We start from the raw sequence: 17935 nt of genomic DNA, 5'->3' as shown, positions 1-17935 counted from the left end.
TTTTCAAGGAATTACCGTTCTTCTGCCAAAGGTATATGCTGCTGTAATCGTAAAGTAGCTGCCTCTTTTAAATTTCCGCACGTCCTGATCCGCGTCGGCAGTCTGGGAAGTTACATCGCTGCCGATTTTACCATCGCGGTTAAAATCCTGGGCAAATCTTACTGGCTGGTTCAGGATATCCTGGATACCCAACCTGATTTCAAGATTCTGTTTGATTCTCTTGCTGATGTTCAGGTCTAGCACATTCCTGGGCATTTCATAAACAGTCGGGTTGTTTTGGTTACCCACAGCGAAAATACGTTGACCGAACACATTGTAAAGTACATTCCACTGCCATCCCGAGGCTGGATCGGCATAATAAACTCCTGCATTGATCAAAAAAGGCGATTGGTTTGCCATCGGTCTCTTTTTATCAGTAAGCCCTGTCAGATCGTAGTTCTGAATCGTCCCGCCCAAATCTGGACCTTCAATGAAATCACCCAGATTGATACTACTGTTGATGAATGAGGCATTTCCGATCAACGTCAGGTTTTGGAAAAATTTGCTGGATGCCCCTGCAAAGCCTTTTCTTATTTCCAATTCAACTCCATAATTTTCAGCAGATCCTGCATTTATGAAAGTGTAAGCCAGGCCACTACCTGTTGGAAGCAGGAAAGACTCGATTGGATTTTTGAAATGTTTATAAAATCCGGTAACTGAGATTAATTCGTTTGGAGAAGGATACAATTCCCATTTAACATCCACGTTCTGCACTCTTGCCGTTTTGAGTGTCGTGTTACCTCTGATCTCAGCCAAAAGGTTGAAATCAAAATAGACAAACGGGGCAAGCTCTCTAAATTCTGGTCTGTTCAGAGTTGAAGAATAAGCAAATCTTAGATTTTGCTTGTCTGTGAGCTTGTAGGTGAAGTTAACGGATGGCAGCGGGATAAAGATCTTGTTATTGACCAACTCTCTTTCCTCATTAACGATGACCGAAAGGAGCTGTTGATTGTTGTATTCCCCACGGAAGCCAAGCGTAAGAATGGCCTTGCTTCCAAAGTTGACATCACCGCTTAGGTATGCAGCTCCGTAGTTATTGATCCCCTGATAAGAGTCAAGATCTTTTGATCCATCACGAATCGTAAGCCCGCCCATTTCTCCATTTACGTTCTGGGCCGAAAATATAGAACCGATTGGCTGGCTTAGAACGGCACTGGAATTGCCGATGCTGTTGTAGCCATAAAAGTGGGCAGAATAATCCCTGTCCTTTCGTTCGCCATATATGCCAAAACGAATGCGGTTAGGCTCGCGGTCCGTCGGATTTCCGAGGGTGCGTTCTCCATTAACCGAAAGCGTAAGTACTTTTTCGCCCAGTTTGGAGTAAAAGCGACCAACCTCCGCAGCAGTAGGATCAGTAGGTGTAACGACAGTAAATGCAGAAAGTTGACCGTCTGGTCCCATGGACCCTGTTACGCGCTGAAATCTGACACGTTTCCAGTCCGGCTCCCAACGGCCAGTATATCCAAAACCGGAGATCCAGTTCAATTTGGTAAGTTCTCCGAATTTGTGGTCGCCGGAAACCTGTGTAGTAACGATCGTCCTGTTTTCAAATCTTTGGGAATAGTTGAGCGCGTCGTAACCATCCACGACCTTTTGCCCTGTTCGAACTACCGTTTCAGTATTTCCGAGTTGGTTGAACAACGTTTTCCATTCGAGGTTGAATACCGGCGAGAAGCGGAATGTCCAGTTATGTAGTACGCCAATGCGGGATTGACGGGCAAAGTTGGCGTCCGAGTAAGTTTCAGCTACTTCGTTTGCAGTGACGCCATTTTGAAAAAGTGAGAATGCAATATCGGCGCGTTGGTTGGTCAGGGAATAGTTGATGTTTGTGATGTTGCTTGCATCTACATTTCCTATGTCAAACCTTCTGCCCAGATTTAGGGCAAACCGCAGGTCGGGCGATATATTGAGATCTTTAAGGGCCCAGGTATTAGGAAACAGTCTGCCGAAAGAAGCCCGCTGAGCATCGGAAAGAACATTAAAATCAGCTGATCTGGTGGGGAATGCACTGGAAAGCTGCTGGTCAGCGCCCCACAATCCCAGCCAGTTAGCACCGCTTCGTGTATGCGTTTGTGCGTTCTGAAAGGTTGTATTTCCACGATAACCGATCGTCGCAGCTGCATCCATAAAATTCTGGTCAGGACGCCGTTTCGTGTAAATTTTTATAATACCTCCCGCAAAATCGCCGGGAGACTCGGCCGACCCTGATTTGTAGACAATCATCCGGTCGATGATATTGCTCGGAACCAGGTCGAAAGAGAATGCACGTGTGTCAACCTCGCTGGACGGTGTGATCACATCATTGATCAAAACAGAGTTGTATCGTGACCCCAGGCCACGGATCATTACAAATCGATTGTCGACAATGCTAACTCCGGGAACCCTGCGAATGGCCGCAGCAGCATCCCTATCTTGTGATTTCTGGATTTGCGCGGCTGAGATACCAACCGCTATGGGCTTCAATTGCTTAATCTCGCTGATCACGGCTACCTCTGTATTGGTTGCACGTGTGCCCCTTACCACAACTTCCTGTAATGCAGTACCTTCTTCGTCGAGTTCGGTATCAATAACCGTTGTATTACCAGATTCAACTCTTACATTAGGGATTTCTTTTGTTTTGTAAGAAACAAATGTGATGATGACTTTATGCGATCCTGCCGGTACATTGGAGAGGACAAAATTGCCGTCAATGTCGGCCGCGGCACCTATCTGTGTGCCTTCAATCAGGACGGAGGCGCCGATGAGGGCTTCTTTGGTTTTAGCGTCTTTAATGGATCCGCGAATGGATCCTGGGTCTGCGAATGCTGTCAGGACAGCTGAGAGGGAAAGTAGAATAGTAAACAGTTTGGTTTTCATCATTCGGTGTCAATTTTTTCGACACAAAAGTAGATCTCCAATGTTACCTCAATGTTAAGGCTAGGTTATGACTCGGTTATTTAAAACTGACTTTTCCTTAATTATCAGACACTTATTCCACAATACCTTGTCCTTTCTCAGCTGTAAAATTGTCCAGATCGTGCACGAAGCCGTTAATTACCGCATATTTAACTTTGCCAGCCTTTTTAAGAATGAATGTTGCGGTGCTACCCAATCCGGGCGTACCCGACGGAGACGCCTGCCCAGCGCGGAGGATATGCAATGGGGATGTTGTAAAGTAAAGCCCCAGGGCACGGGTATTTGAATCAGCGCTCAGCCGTATATACGTATAACCGTCTTTCAAAAGGTTCAGCACATTGAGTTTGCTGATTTCGCTGACGTTCTTGTAGGTGGTTGGATATACTTTCCCTTTTTCAATGGTTAATCCCGCTGCATCCACTTCCTGGCTTCCATATTGCGGATGCAGGTCACCAAAATCCTCTATTTTACTGTAATAAAAGAATTTGGTGGCATTGGAATAGCTTACCTCATTGCGATTGATGCCCAAATCGGCCGTGAATGATTTGCCGGCCTGTCTTACGGTAGCATTGCGGACGACAAGATCGTAAACCCACCTTCCGTTTTCGGGAATTTTATAGTAATCCTCCCGGTTTTCCTTGGTCAGCGAATTGTCGGAAATCTTACCTAATGCTGATAAGATGGCCATAAAGTTTAGCTGGCGGATGTATTGTTTCTCCGGATCGCCCACATAGCCTCCCGATTCGATCAAGACGAGCGTTGTACCCCATTTTTGAACATTATCACCAAAGCCTCGCGGTTCATGATCATCCGCATATCGGGCCACCTGGCCTGGAATGTACTTTTGGAGAATGTTATTCATTCCAACGATCAGCTGCATGGAGCGTTCGCGCACTTTGTTGATGGAAAGCTCATAATCATAGGAAGTTGCCAGAAACGAAATCGTGGCAACTTTCGGACTGCGGCCCGCCGAATATCGTGGGCTTTGGTCATGCAGATTGAAACCAAAATCAGGTTTTAATTTATCCACCAATTCTTTTAGTATCACAGCCTCAGGTGTTTGCCTGGATGCCGCATCGCGGTTCATATCCACACCCTGTGCTGTCCGTCGCTGGTAGCGTTCGGCACCGTCTGGATTGAGCATAGGGACAAAGTATAAGGTCGTATTTTCAAGCAGATCTTTGCGGAAGCTGTCGAAGCCATCATTTTTTCCTTCCAGAAAGTTGAAAATATCGAAGCTGGCCATTGTGGCGGTAGGTTCGTCACCATGCATTTGACTCCATAACAACACCTTTTTCTTTCCCGAGCCTACTTTGATCATCTGAATTGACCGGCCCTCAAACGACTCACCAACTTTTTCAATGGTATAAAGCGGATTGTCCTGGCGCTTTGAAATCAACGGAAGAATGTCCTTTTGTTTGAACCGGCGTTGGGTTAGGGAAGCTTCCCGGTAAGTTGCGTGTTTATCAAAAAGCCGGCGGGCCATTTCTTCGGACTGCGCCTGGGATTCAATGGTGGTCAAGGTAATGATTGTAAAGAATAATTGTGAAATGAATGGTCTCATGCGTCGCAATGCCTGTTTACGATCGCAATGTACAAGAATTTTCTAAGCAAATTTTAATGTAATATTTACAAGGAGGCTATCCTTCATTTGTAATTTTTGCTTACATTTGTTCCATGTTTAAAGCTGAAACATATCATCAATATCATCATTGCCATCTGGCTTTCGGACGTCTTGGATGATATGTTTTTGCAAGTAGTGTTGTAATAAGGTTGAATACATAGTATCCCAGAAGCCCGATTTTTTTGAATCGGGCTTTTTTTATTTGTGCCTCAATATCACATTTCAATGAAAACCGTAATTATCAAATACAATGCAGGTAATGTACAGTCGGTGATGTACGCGCTGGACCGCATTGGCGCGGGATACCTGTATACGGACGATGAGGCTGAGATAAGGTCTGCCGACAAAGTGATTTTCCCGGGCGTGGGTGAAGCGAGCACGACCATGAATTATTTGCGGAAAGTAGGATTAGATAAAGTGATACCAACATTAAAACAGCCCGTTTTTGGTACCTGCGTCGGAATGCAGCTGATGTGCCGGTTTTCAGAAGAAAACAGTACCGAATGCATGGGCATTTTCGACGTAGACGTAAAACGTTTTCCTTCCGATACCAATCTGAAAGTACCGCATATGGGTTGGAACAACATTTCCAATTACAAGTCCGCGCTCACTTACGGTGTACCCGACAATGCGTTTGTATACTTTGTGCATAGCTTTGCGCCGCCCGTTTGTGATTATACGGTAGCGATTTGCGAATATGTAATGCCTTTCAGCGCCATGTTGCAAAAAGGTAATTTTTACGCAGCCCAGTTCCATTGCGAAATCAGCGGGGATGTGGGGCAAAAAATCATTGAAAACTTTTTGAAAATCTGAATTAGTAAACCCACCAATAAATGATTGAAATAATACCAGCCATTGATATGATCGACGGAAAGTGTGTCCGGCTGACTCAGGGAGATTATGGCAAGAAAATAATCTACAACGAAGACCCGCTGGAAGTAGCATTGGAATTTGAAGATGCGGGATTGAAAAGATTGCATCTGGTGGATCTAGATGGGGCTAAGGCCAAAAAAGTGATTAATTGGAAGGTATTGGAAAAAATCGCTTCAAAAACTTCCCTGCACATTGATTTTGGAGGTGGGGTACAGTCCGATGATGACCTGCGGACGGTTTTTGAAAGTGGCGCAAAACAGGTGACGGGCGGGAGTGTAGCGGTGAAGCAGCCGGAGATTTTTCAAAACTGGCTTGAAGTTTATGGCGGCGAAAAAATCATTCTGGGCGCTGACGCAAAAAATGAAAAGATAGCAGTAAGTGGCTGGGAAGAAGGGACGCAGATTTGGGTTTATGATTTTGTTGAAGAGTATGTTGAAAAAGGCGTAAAATATACGATCAGTACAGATGTTGCCAAGGACGGGCTTCTTAAGGGACCCTCATTTGATCTTTATAAAAATATTCAGGATAAGTGCCCTGACCTGAAAATTATTGCCAGCGGAGGGATCAGTGGGATGAAAGACGTAGAAAAACTGGCTGAAATGAACATTTATGGTGTGATTATTGGCAAGGCGATCTACGAAAGCAGGATCACCCTCGCCGAATTACAGCGTTTTTCTGCTTAGGATATGCTCACAAAACGAATCATCCCCTGTCTGGATGTAAAAGATGGCAGGACTGTGAAAGGAGTCAATTTTGTGAATCTCAGAGATGCAGGCGATGCAGTGGAGCTGGGCGCATTGTATGCTGCTCAGGGAGCGGACGAGCTGGTTTATTTAGATATCACTGCGACAATTGACGGTCGTTCAACCTTTATTGACCTTGTTCGGCGAGTGGCGCAAACGGTTAATATTCCGTTTACGGTAGGAGGCGGAATTTCGTCCATTGCTGATGTTTCTGCATTGCTTCTTGCCGGTGCGGACAAAGTTTCCATCAATTCGGCGGCTGTAAGAAATCCGGACCTGATCAATGAGCTTGCGCTTGAATTTGGCAGCCAATGCATTGTTGTAGCGATCGATACGCGTTACATTGCAACGGAGAACAGTCAGGAACATGTCGTGCACACACATGGGGGCTGGAAACCCACCGAAATTCGAACAATACCCTGGGCAAAAGAGGTGGAAGAACGCGGTGCAGGGGAAATATTACTTACATCTATGGACACGGATGGTACGAAAAGCGGCTTTGCGCTTGAACTGACTGCAACCATCTCTGGAAATGCAAGTATCCCGGTGATCGCATCGGGTGGTGCAGGTACCATGGAACATTTCTATAACGTTTTTACCACCGGAAAAGCCGATGCAGGGTTAGCAGCCAGCATTTTCCATTTTAGGGAAATTGATATACCTGATTTGAAAGCATTCCTTAATTATAAAGATTTGCCGATCCGGATGACCCGATAGAGCTTCCCGGCGTGCATCATAAAATTTAACCGACAGACGTAAATGAGCGAAACCTATTCAACCATTGATTTTGACAAATCGGCCGACGGGCTTGTACCAGTAATTGTCCAGGACCTGCATACAGATAAGGTGCTGATGCTGGGCTATATGAATTCTGAGGCATTGGAAAGAACAAAAAAAGAGGGAACCGTTACTTTTTTCAGCAGGAGCAAACAGCGGCTTTGGACCAAGGGTGAAACTTCCGGCAACTTTCTTTTTGTAAACGAGATAATTGCCGATTGCGATGGTGATACAGTGCTCATTAAAGCCACACCGGCAGGCCCTGTATGCCATACGGGAGCAGATACATGTTTTGGGGAAAAAAATAGTCAGCATGCGCGGATCGGGGAAGCCGATTTTCTCAATTACCTTCAGAAAAAAGTGATCAGGGAAAGAAAATTAAATCCTACCGAAGAATCGTATACCAGCAGCCTTTTTCAGAAGGGAATTAACAAGATTGCGCAGAAGGTTGGTGAAGAAGCGGTGGAGGTAGTGATTGAGGCAAAAGACGATGATAGTGACCTTTTTAAGAATGAAGTTTCGGATTTATTGTTCCACCTTTTGATCCTTCTGGAACAAAAAAACATTGACTTAGACGAGGTAATTGACGTACTTCGTAGCCGTCACCAATAAAAAAGATACCGCATGAAATTACTCCTACGTCTTGTAATCAGTACTTTGGCAATTCTGGCCGCCGGTTATTTTGTGCCGGGAGTTGTAGTTTCCAGCGTTGGTTCAGCCTTCGTTGCCGCGATCGTATTGGGAATTCTGAACACGTTTCTTAAACCTATACTTCAGATTTTAGCCCTGCCGATTACAATCCTCACGTTAGGTCTGTTTTATTTTGTTATAAATGTGTTGGTCATTTATCTGGCTACGTATCTGGTTGATGGATTTGCGATAAGCAATTTTATTTCCGCCTTATTATTCAGTCTTGTGGTTTCGGTCGTGTCGGCTATCCTTGGTATGTTTTTGGATTAGTGTTAAAGCGGCCTGAAAATCAGGTGGCCTGCAAAAGGCTATAATGTTCATGCACATGTTCTGACAACTACTACTATGCTAAGTCAATTAGAGGATATCAAAGACACACTTTTTAAATATTTCGAGACAAGGATCGATCTGTTTAAAATCGAAACCAGAGATAAGATTGAACGCGTAGTGGTCATGGCCATTTATGCCGCCCTGGTGTTATGTATTGCGCTGACGATATTGATTTTGATCGTCATTTTGGTGGGGACTTTCCTCAATAAATGGCTTGATAGTGATTATTTAGGATATCTTATATTGTTGGGTATTTTCGTATTAAAGCTGATCCTTTGGATCGTCTTTAAGGAAAAGCTGATCACCCTAATTCGCAAGATTATTGTTCGATTTGCAGGAGATAAGGAGGAATAATACTTAGGATGGCTTAATTTGGGAATAAATCGCCTGCGTCACTATTTAAAATTCCTTTCAAAATTTTATAAACCACTAGTAAACAGGGACAAAATGAATGTGCCAATAGACTCTTCGGTAAAAATAAAACCGTTTTCTTCTGATACGGATAAAGATAAGCAAGGCTTATTACTTGATGCAGAAATTTACCGCGATAAGCTTGACAACCAATGGACTGACCTTAAAACAGAAGCTACCGGATATGGAAAGAAAGCATTGGTGATAGGAGGAGTTGTAGCAACCACTTTCCTGGTAATGAATGCTTTTTTACCAAAAAATAAAAAGGCAAAAGTGAAACCAGAGCCGCCAGAAGAATTAGTTTTGGTTGAGAAGAGTAAAGTTTCAAAAAAGAAAAGCCAGTCGACAGTTGGACAGGCGGTTCAAAGTTTAGCCTGGACATTGGCCGTGGGATGGGCTAGAAAGAAACTTAAGCATGTCATTGAAGACGAACAAAAAACTGAATGAAAGCAGCGAATCATCAAATCGCAGACCTCCTTTCTACTCGAAAAAAGGAAAAAAGGAAATCGTTTGCTGTTCTCTTAGATCCTGATAAAGTTAATTTTTCTACCTTTCCCCAGTTCCTCACATATGCGGAAGGGCAAGGTGTTGACTTCTTTTTTGTGGGAGGAAGCCTTATTACCAATTACGCGATCGATCAATTGATTGCCGCAATTCACGAGCATACCAGTATTCCTGCTATCCTTTTCCCCGGAAGCAGTGTTCACATTGAGCCATCTGCCGACGCAATCCTTTTACTTTCATTAATTTCCGGACGCAACGCAGAGTTGCTGATTGGCCAGCATGTGATCGCCGCTCCATTGTTAAAACGCAGCGGCATTGAAGTATTACCTACAGGTTATCTATTAATAGAAAGCGGGAAACTGACAACAGTTTCCTACATAAGCAACACCATACCCCTTCCAAGGGACAAGCCTGGAATTGTAGCTTGTACTGCCCTTGCGGGAGAATATCTAGGTTTAAGAAACATTTTTCTGGACGCTGGCAGCGGCGCACAGTTCCCGGTAACTGCTGAAACGATTGCCGCAGTACGGGCAACAGTGGATACGCCTATTATTGTAGGAGGAGGCATCGATTCTTACGAAAAGGCGGATAATGCATTAAAGGCGGGTGCCGATGTGATTGTTGTGGGTAACGGAATTGAACAAAATCCAGATCTTCTCCCGGAGATAGCTGCCTGTGTGAAAGCGTTTAACAGGAAATTGGAACGTGTTTAAGGAAACGTAGCAGAATTAATAGGACTTTAGGAAGTGTTTAGAATATTTTCTAAGGAAATTTTAAGTTCTTGGAAAAATACAAACTCAAAATTTAGGAATATTGCAACTGTTCGACTTACCTTTACATCGAACCTTAATTACACCCAAGAAATGAAAAAAATCTTTGCTTTAGCGTTCGTTGCCGGGATGGTAACTTTCGCTGCTTGTACTAGCAAACCAGCTGATGAATCTGCTGACACAACTGCTGTAACTGTTGAAACTCCTATGGTTGATACAACTGCTGTTGATACAATGGCTACTGATACAATGTCTTCTGACACTGTTAAGTAATCAGGCGTACAAGTCGAAAATCTTGAAAAGCTCTATGAAAATAGGGCTTTTCTTTTTTTATTTAAGGGATGAAAAACATATCCTTCGCCATGCATGTACCTGCGCTGGCAAGCTCATATTGTGAAGAGTTATATCATAATCATAAGTTCGAATTCTTTCTCTCACGCCCTCGCAGGACCCGGCTTGGTGATTTCACAGCAAGGCCAGGTTTCACACCAAGAATTACTGTCAACGTCAATTTGAATCACTACAACTTCCTGATTACCTACTTACACGAAGTTGCGCACTGTGTGGTGCACTATAAATATAAAGGACGGTTAAAAAAACGCATAGCACCGCATGGCGCCGAGTGGAAACAAGAATTTCGGACGCTGTTACTTCCAATGATGACAGAAAGTATTTTTCCGGAAGATATACTTTCCCCGTTGCTTCGTTATGCTCAAAACCCTGCTGCATCTACCGGAAGCGATTTGTTACTTTTTAATGCGATCCGGCAGTATGATGAACAGGCTTTACAAATGGGAAGAATTGCCCTGATGCAATTGAATGAAGGATCGAACTTCGTTTTTCAAAACAGGACGTTTACCCGCGGTACTATGCGGAGGACCCGAGTACTTTGCACGGACAAGGCTTCGCAGCGACTTTACACAATTCCAGCCCATGCATTGGTTGAAGCATGTTGAAGTACAGAAATTGAAGTTCCGGATGGTATTTACCTGTCTGGCAGTTCTACTCAATTTTGCTTTGCTAGCTCAGAAATCGGTGCTGTCAACGGGTGAATGGTATAAGCTTGCAGTAACCCGGACAGGTATTCATAAAATCGATCCCTCATTTTTGCGTAAAATGGGTGTCGATCCCAATAAGATAATTCCCAATCAGTTACAGATATATGGTAACGGCGGCGCCATGCTGCCTCAGTTAAACGTTGCAGATCAAAAGAATGCCTTGACCGAGAATGCCATCTGGGTACAGGGTCAAGAAGACAGCAAGCTGAACAGCACAGATGCCATATTTTTTTATGCAGAAGGACCCCACGTAATTTTGTTTGATTCTTTAAAGGCAGAGTTACAACACCAAATCAACTGCTATTCCGACACCAGTTTCTACTTTCTTACTTTTAATCAGGGGCCAGGATTAAGGGTTAAAAATGCGCCCGAAATTGCTGGGGAAAATGCCAAAGTAATCGATCATTTCACAGACTATTGGTACCATGAATCGGAATCCTCAAATTTGCTCAAATCTGGCCGGGAATGGTTTGGGGAATATCTCGGCGGCGCACCATTGACGATCAATGCTGACATACCCGGCGTAATTCCTGAATCGGAAATAATCGTCAGGACTTCTGCGATCGGCGCTGCACAGATTGCCACTAAGTTTGTCTGGCAGCTCAATGGCAATGTGGTAGGAGAAAGCCCAATCGGGACGGTTAGCAGCGGAACCTATGATGTAAAGGCACTTCGGTCTGATGCTACGTTTTATCAAAAAGCGGTTTCACCTGCGCCAGCATCTTTTAAGATCAACATTGCTTACAATAAAAGCGGGCAAGGATCAGCACAGGCATACCTTAATTATGTTGCGTTGCAAGTGCAAAGGGAGCTAGCCATTTATGAAAAGCAACAGCTATATTATTTTCTGCCTGAGAAATTCGACAAGGGTCAATATCAATTCAAAAATGGTGGCAATGACTGGAATCTGTGGAATGTTACCAATGCACAAAGGCCTTCAATAATCCTAAATACGACAGGTAACTTTTCATTCGCGACTGACGAAGCCAGGAAACTGAGTAAATACATTGGTTTCAAAACTAATGAGGCCTATGAGCCGACTTCTGGCCGAAGAATCGCCAATCAGGATATCACATCTCAGGAAGCGCCAGACTTATTGATCGTCACGCCCAAAACCTGGGAAAGCGAAGCAAGACGACTTGCGGCTTTCAGGGAAACACAGGACAATCTTCAAACACTTGTGGTTACCAGCGAGCAGATTTATAATGAATTTGCTTCCGGAAAACCGGATCTCACTTCAATCCGGGATTTCGCTCGAATGCTTTACAACAAAACCCCCGGGAAACTTAAGTATCTGCTTCTTTTTGGAGATGCTACTTATGACTACCGCAACAAATGGAAAAATCAGAGCCAGGAGCAGCGCAATAACTGGATACCAGTTTATGAAAGTCGGGAATCTTTAAATCCGGTATATACCTATTCCTCAGACGATTACTTTGGGTTCATGGAAAATGGAGAAGGGGAGTGGTTAGAATCTCTATCCGGTGATCACACCATGGACATTGGAGTAGGCAGGTTGCCCATCAAAACGGTTTTTGAGGCCAAGACGATTGTTGATAAACTGATACGATACGAATCCAGTCGATCGACCGGTAATTGGAAAAATGTGATCAAATTCGTTGCTGATGACGGGGACGGGAACATTCATCAGAGGCATGCGGATGAACTGGCCAAGCTCGTGCAGGGACAATTCATGTCGTCCCGTTTATTTGTCGATGAGTTCAGGCAGGCGACGACCAATGAAGGTGAAAAAGCCCCGGAGTTAAATAAAGCAATAAGAAAAGACATTGAGAGAGGGACTTTGATCCTTAATTATACGGGACACGGCGGGGTAAGTGGCTGGGCGCAGGAACAGATCCTTACGTTGGCCGATATGCAAACAGCCCGTGGTATTGATAACATGCCGCTTCTATTCACCGCGACCTGTGATTTTGGCCGTTATGATGATCCCGGAACCGTTTCAGGTGCAGAGCTTATGGTTTTAAGTCCAAAAGGAGCTGCTATTGGCGCCATTAGTACAACGCGCACTGTTTATTCCAGCACTAATTTTACACTAAGCAAGGCGTTTTACGAATCTTTGGTCCAGCCTGGGCGTGACAAACGCATGGGTGATTTTTTCAAGAAAACTAAAAATGGTGCGCTGGTAGGGAGCCTAAACCGCAATTTCGCACTCCTGGGCGACCCATCCATGAAGCTGGGGCAGCGGGAAAAAGCAATAAGATGGACACAACTGCCGGATACATTGCGTGCTATGCAGAAAATAGTACTGAAAGCCGAGATCTTTGATCAATTAAACGGTTTGAGGGATAGCCTTTTCGACGGTCATGCACGAATAACGGTTTACGACAAACAAACAACATTCCCGACTCTCGGTAATGAAGGTAACCCCGAAAGCTATTCAGAATTCCGAAGCAAGCTGTTTGATGGCAATGTAACCGTCAATAAAGGAATTTTCACTTGTGAATTTATTGTTCCCAAAGACATTGATCTCAGGATCGGAACCGGGCTGGCAAGTATTTATGCAACAGATATTGATAGCACATTGGACGCTGGTAGTCAACTGAATCTGGTCATTGGTGGAAGGGGTAACACCGTAACCGATAATACCCCGCCGGAGATTTCAGCATATCTCAACAATCAATCGTTTAGAGATGGCGATGTGGTAAATCCTTCTCCAATTTTGTGGATAAGAGTAATTGATGAAAATGGCATAAATATATCTAAAACCGGCACCGGACACGACATTACCCTGGTCATCAACGATACGCTGACGATTGGTCTGAATGATTATTTTATCGCTGATCAGGATGATTACAGATCAGGGATGATCCGATATCCGATGGATAATTTGCCGACCGGTAAATATGTGTTGCGTGCAAAAGTATGGGATACTTATACTAACTTTTCCGAAATAGCGTTCGGATTTCTAGTGGAAGCGGCAGATGGCATTAAAGTTACCAGACTGAATGTTTATCCAAATCCTTTTCACAAAGACCTTTCATTTGAAATGGATCACAACAGGATAAATGAAGATCTGGAAGTTACGCTTCATTTTTTGCTTTCAACAGGGCAGCATTTGGAAGGATTTCATTGGCAATATTACAACAGCGAGGCGACCATCAGGGAAACATTGAATTTGAGCAACCTTGGAAAAAGAATCCAGCCAAATACAATGATTTTGTATCAAATGCTGATTCGCTCCTTAAAAGATAATAGTACTGACCAAAGATCAGGAAAGCTTATCAGCTCTCCATAATTGAATAAAACTTATCATTTTTTTAGTAATAACTATCTTTCATCGTATTTTTGACCCTTTAAAGAGGCTGAATCAAAGCTTCCTATCGCAAATCCAATTTCTATGAGACTTTTTTTTGGTGCATTATCCTCACTATTCATTTTATCTTCAGGCACACTTTTGGCGCAAAGTAGAATTCCAGCCTCACCACTATCTTTTTTAACTTTTGCCCCTGATGCCCGAAGTGCCGGGATGGGGGAAGCAGGTGTAGCATTAAGTCCGGATGCTAATTCAACTTACTGGAATGCTGCCAAGCTTCCTTATAACACGAGGGATTTCGGTGTTTCAGCTTCTTACACGCCCTGGCTTAGAAATTTGGTTGACGATATGTGGCTCGGGTATTTGTCGGTTTACAAAAAATTGGGCGATAGACAAGCCGTAGCCTTCTCCGCAAATTATTTCAATAACGGTGAACTTGATTTGCGCGATGCTGTGGGAACGCAAATGGGCTATTTCAATTCAAGAGAAGTTGCATTAAACGGGACATACTCACGTCAGTTGGGAAGAAACTTTTCAATGGGACTAACATTAAAATATATTTCCTCAAACCTGGCAGGAACGGCCGTAATTAATGGCGTGTCATTGAGTCCGGCGCGCGTAGCGGCAGGTGATATCAGCGCTTACTACCGCAAGGAAATCAAAAATGAAGAAACAGGTGGCGAATTTACCTGGTCTCTTGGTGCAGTACTTTCAAATCTTGGTGGTAAGATTAACTATGGTTCGGGAACCGAAACTGAAAATTTTATACCGACTAACCTCAAACTTGGTGCCGGTCTTTCATTCACGGGAGACGGAAGAAACCGGTTCAATTTTATCGTTGACGCGAATAAGCTGATGGTTCCAACTCCGGACGGAATAACTAATATTAATTCAAAACCTCTTCTACAAGGCATATTTGGGTCATTCTCTGATGCACCTGATGGATTTAAAGAGGAAATGCAGGAAGTGGCCATTGCAGCCGGATTAGAATACTGGTACAACAATATCTTTGCTTTACGGGCTGGTTATTACGGAGAAAACAAGAATAAAGGAGATCGCAGGTTTTTCACCGCTGGTGCTGGAGCAAGATTTATGGACAAATATTCTGTCGATTTTGCGTATCTATTCCCAATTACTCAGGGCAGCCCTTTGGCACAAACACTTCGTATCACGCTTTCACTTGGCTTGAATAAAGCCGAAAAACTGGACGTTAGTGATACAGAAAATTAACTGAAATAAGAAAATTATTTTTTCCGAACGAATGGCGTTATTGCGACGTCATTCGTTTTTTTATACTCAACCTTCCGCATGTCACTCGACCGCACCATAGCCCCTGATTTTAAAGTAATCAATTCAGTAAACCTACCAGAACCTAAGACTTACAACCTCGATAATGGTATTGCATTACATGTGATCAACATTGGTGAGCAACCCGTAATCCGTTTGGAGTGCATTTTTGAGGCTGGGAGCTGGTATGAGAAACACATTGGAGCATCTTATTTTGCGATCAAAATGCTGTCAGAAGGAACGGTTAATATGACCTCACAGGAAATTAGTGAGTCGTTTGACAGGCTTGGAGCATTTACAGAAATGACACATACAGCCGATCGTATAGGAGTTGTCGTTTATTGCCTTTCGCGGTTTCTACCGGAGGTTTTGTCATTGGTAAGCCAGCTGATTAGTGATGCTTCTTTTCCCGAAAAAGAATTACAGGAATTAAGAAACATCACTATTCAAAACTTAAAAGTAAATAAAGAGAAAAACGCATATCTCGCGACGACGGAGTTCAGAGAAAAATTATTCGGCATTGATCATCCCTATGGTCAGAGTCAGGATGAAATTAACATTACAAAGTTATCCATTGATTCCATCCTGGAACATTACAACCGATTTGTAAAGAGTGGTAGGTTTACGGTTGTGCTGGCAGGGCAGGTTGCTGAATCAGACGTGCGAGTTGTGAATGAGACGCTTGGCAGAAGTCAATACACTATTGATGCCTACAATGGAATCTTTGCGCCGTCAGTCTCTTACCAGAATACGGAAGCGTTGGTTGAAAAACCTGAAAGTGTACAGTCTTCTATCCGGATGGGACGAATCCTTTTCAATCGGCATCACGAAGATTATTTCAAAATGTTGGTAACCAACGAGATATTGGGCGGCTATTTTGGGTCAAGGCTAATGAAAAATATCAGGGAAGAGAAAGGACTGACTTATGGCATTTCCTCTTATCTGGTAACGCTTCGCAACGAAGGTTACTTCATGATTGGAACCGACGTTAAGAAGGAGTTTACCCAGCAAACCATTGGCGAAATCAAAAAGGAAATCCATAAGCTGCAAAATGAACTGGTGACCGAAGAAGAACTCACAACAGTCAAAAATTTTATGGCCGGAGAGTTTGCAGGATCACTGAATACGGCATTTGAAGTCGCCGACCGTCAGAAAGTGCTCTTACTAGATGGCCTGCCTGCTGATTTTTACAACCATTACATCGACAATATCCACGCCACAACTAGTGAAGATGTACTGTTGATGGCCAAGAGGTATCTGCAACCCGAGGATATGCTGACAGTTATCGCGGGAGGTAAATAAATTTACTGCCCGGCTTTGTCTAGGGCTTGCTTATATGCAATTAGGCAGCGTTCACGTGCCAATTTATGATCTACCATTGGTTCGGGGTAGTCTTCGGTCCCAAATTCGGGTATCCATTTCTTGATGTATTCCTGTTTTGGATCGAACCTTTCGGCCTGCGCCATCGGGCTGAAAATCCGGAAGTAGGGAGCAGCATCAGTCCCAGATCCTGCCGCCCATTGCCAGCCACCATTGTTTGCGGCCAGATCGAAATCCAAAAGCTTCTCAGCAAAATAAGCCTCCCCCCAGCGCCAATCAATGAGTAAATGTTTGGATAAAAAGCTTGCTGTGACCATTCGCACCCGGTTATGCATAAAACCAATGCTATTTAATTGTCGCATTCCTGCGTCGACCAGTGGATACCCTGTTTTTCCTTCGCACCATTTTTTGAAGTCATCCTTATCATAGCGCCAATTGATATTATCATATGCACTTCGGAATGCTTTACCCTTTCCTACTTCCGGAAAATTCCAAAGTATCTGCTGATAAAAGTCCCTCCATATCAGTTCGTTGAGGAATATATCGCTATTTTCTTTTGCTTTTCTTGCCAGTTCACGAATACTGACCGTCCCGAAACGCAAGTGAACACCAATTCTGCTTGTAGCCTGATCAGCCGGAAAATCCCTTTTTGCCCGGTAGTTTTTCAACAAAGCGGTTTCCACCTCATCCGCCGGAAAAGCATAGTCAGAGGCCTCAAAACCCATGTCTTTCAATGAAGGAATGTTAGATGCTTTCCATTTTAGGAAATTTTTAGAATATTTTTGAGTAGGGTAAGACGATAAGAAGAATTCATTGCTTTTATCTCTCCATGCCCTGCTATATGGGGTGAAAACAGTATACGGCGAGTTCTGGCCCGACAGAATTTCTTTTTTTTCAAAGATGACCTGATCCTTGCAGCTTTTAAAAAGCGTCTTTCTCTCGTTTACTATTTTAAAAATGTTCCGGTCTCTTTCTGTCGCGTAGGGCTCATAATCCGTATTGGTATATACTTCGGCAATGTCATATTCATCGCTCAGTTCTCGCCAGATTCTTTCAGGAAAGCCGTATTCGATCAGGATGTCAGCCTCAACTGAAATCAATTCCTTGCGAATGCTTTCCAGGGCATTATAAATGAAAGTAAGGCGATCATCCTTTTTATCGAGGTCATCGAGGATGTTGCGGTCAAAAATGAACAACGGGACTACCGGGTATCCCGAGCGCAACGCATAATACAAACCCGCATTGTCCTGCAATCTCAAATCCCTTCTAAACCAGAATATGGCTATTTTCTCTTTGGCTATTAAGCTCATGAATGTCTTGCGTAAGTATATCCACTCTCA

General features: G+C 43.7%; 16 protein-coding genes. 13 read left to right on the top strand and 3 right to left on the bottom strand.

Annotated features, from left to right (window positions below; translation table 11 throughout):
* Nucleotides 1–3: 3 nt before the first annotated feature.
* Together FHS68_RS22335 and FHS68_RS22330 are read right to left on the bottom strand one after the other, a co-directional pair.
* Nucleotides 4–2895: a TonB-dependent receptor gene (locus tag FHS68_RS22335; protein ID WP_167275845.1), complete on the bottom strand. Its 2892-nt coding sequence runs from the start codon at nt 2893–2895 to the stop codon at nt 4–6.
* A gap of 112 nt (nt 2896–3007) precedes the next feature.
* Nucleotides 3008–4498, bottom strand: a complete 1491-nt coding sequence (locus FHS68_RS22330; RefSeq protein WP_167275162.1) for a M14 family zinc carboxypeptidase — start codon at nt 4496–4498, stop codon at nt 3008–3010.
* A gap of 285 nt (nt 4499–4783) precedes the next feature.
* Between FHS68_RS22330 and hisH the strand changes: the two genes are divergently transcribed.
* The 13 genes from hisH to FHS68_RS22265 all read left to right on the top strand — a co-directional run bounded on the left by hisH (nt 4784) and on the right by FHS68_RS22265 (nt 16577).
* Nucleotides 4784–5371 (top strand): imidazole glycerol phosphate synthase subunit HisH, encoded by a 588-nt coding sequence (gene hisH / locus FHS68_RS22325; protein ID WP_167275159.1) that lies wholly within the window; start codon nt 4784–4786, stop codon nt 5369–5371.
* Nucleotides 5372–5391: 20 nt separating this feature from the next.
* Complete coding sequence (gene hisA / locus FHS68_RS22320) at nt 5392–6114, top strand: 1-(5-phosphoribosyl)-5-[(5-phosphoribosylamino)methylideneamino]imidazole-4-carboxamide isomerase (protein ID WP_167275156.1); 723 nt, start codon at nt 5392–5394, stop codon at nt 6112–6114.
* A 3-nt stretch (nt 6115–6117) separates the two neighbouring features.
* Nucleotides 6118–6891 (top strand): imidazole glycerol phosphate synthase subunit HisF, encoded by a 774-nt coding sequence (gene hisF, locus FHS68_RS22315; protein ID WP_167275153.1) that lies wholly within the window; start codon nt 6118–6120, stop codon nt 6889–6891.
* A 42-nt stretch (nt 6892–6933) separates the two neighbouring features.
* A complete protein-coding gene (gene hisIE, locus FHS68_RS22310; protein WP_167275149.1) occupies nt 6934–7563 on the top strand; it encodes a bifunctional phosphoribosyl-AMP cyclohydrolase/phosphoribosyl-ATP diphosphatase HisIE in 630 nt (209 codons plus the stop codon).
* A gap of 12 nt (nt 7564–7575) precedes the next feature.
* Nucleotides 7576–7911 (top strand): phage holin family protein, encoded by a 336-nt coding sequence (locus FHS68_RS22305; RefSeq protein WP_167275147.1) that lies wholly within the window; start codon nt 7576–7578, stop codon nt 7909–7911.
* Nucleotides 7912–7986: 75 nt separating this feature from the next.
* Nucleotides 7987–8325 carry a phage holin family protein gene (locus tag FHS68_RS22300; protein WP_167275144.1) on the top strand — a complete coding sequence of 113 codons (339 nt, stop codon included), beginning with the start codon at nt 7987–7989 and terminating at the stop codon, nt 8323–8325.
* A 93-nt stretch (nt 8326–8418) separates the two neighbouring features.
* Nucleotides 8419–8829, top strand: coding sequence for a hypothetical protein (locus tag FHS68_RS22295; RefSeq protein ID WP_167275142.1), 411 nt, complete (start codon nt 8419–8421; stop codon nt 8827–8829).
* A complete protein-coding gene (locus FHS68_RS22290) occupies nt 8826–9599 on the top strand; it encodes a phosphoglycerol geranylgeranyltransferase (RefSeq protein ID WP_167275140.1) in 774 nt (257 codons plus the stop codon). The genes FHS68_RS22295 and FHS68_RS22290 overlap by 4 nt, the downstream gene beginning before the upstream one ends.
* Before the next feature lie 150 nt (nt 9600–9749).
* Nucleotides 9750–9929 carry a PG1828 family lipoprotein gene (locus tag FHS68_RS22285; protein ID WP_167275137.1) on the top strand — a complete coding sequence of 60 codons (180 nt, stop codon included), beginning with the start codon at nt 9750–9752 and terminating at the stop codon, nt 9927–9929.
* A gap of 68 nt (nt 9930–9997) precedes the next feature.
* Nucleotides 9998–10612, top strand: coding sequence for a hypothetical protein (locus FHS68_RS22280; protein ID WP_229212024.1), 615 nt, complete (start codon nt 9998–10000; stop codon nt 10610–10612).
* Nucleotides 10590–13970, top strand: coding sequence for a type IX secretion system sortase PorU (porU, locus tag FHS68_RS22275; RefSeq protein WP_229212023.1), 3381 nt, complete (start codon nt 10590–10592; stop codon nt 13968–13970). The genes FHS68_RS22280 and porU overlap by 23 nt, the downstream gene beginning before the upstream one ends.
* Before the next feature lie 102 nt (nt 13971–14072).
* Nucleotides 14073–15218, top strand: a complete 1146-nt coding sequence (porV, locus tag FHS68_RS22270) for a type IX secretion system outer membrane channel protein PorV (RefSeq protein WP_167275135.1) — start codon at nt 14073–14075, stop codon at nt 15216–15218.
* Between the two features lie 78 nt (nt 15219–15296).
* Nucleotides 15297–16577 carry a M16 family metallopeptidase gene (locus FHS68_RS22265; protein ID WP_167275132.1) on the top strand — a complete coding sequence of 427 codons (1281 nt, stop codon included), beginning with the start codon at nt 15297–15299 and terminating at the stop codon, nt 16575–16577.
* A gap of 2 nt (nt 16578–16579) precedes the next feature.
* Here the strand turns inward: FHS68_RS22265 and FHS68_RS22260 are convergent, their stop codons facing one another.
* Nucleotides 16580–17905, bottom strand: coding sequence for a cryptochrome/photolyase family protein (locus FHS68_RS22260; RefSeq protein ID WP_167275128.1), 1326 nt, complete (start codon nt 17903–17905; stop codon nt 16580–16582).
* Nucleotides 17906–17935: the final 30 nt, after the last annotated feature.

Source organism: Dyadobacter arcticus, from assembly GCF_011762185.1.
GTDB lineage: Bacteria > Bacteroidota > Bacteroidia > Cytophagales > Spirosomataceae > Dyadobacter > Dyadobacter arcticus.
The sequence above is the reverse complement of the archived record's forward strand: the minus strand, read 5'-3'. Positions and strand labels throughout refer to the sequence as shown.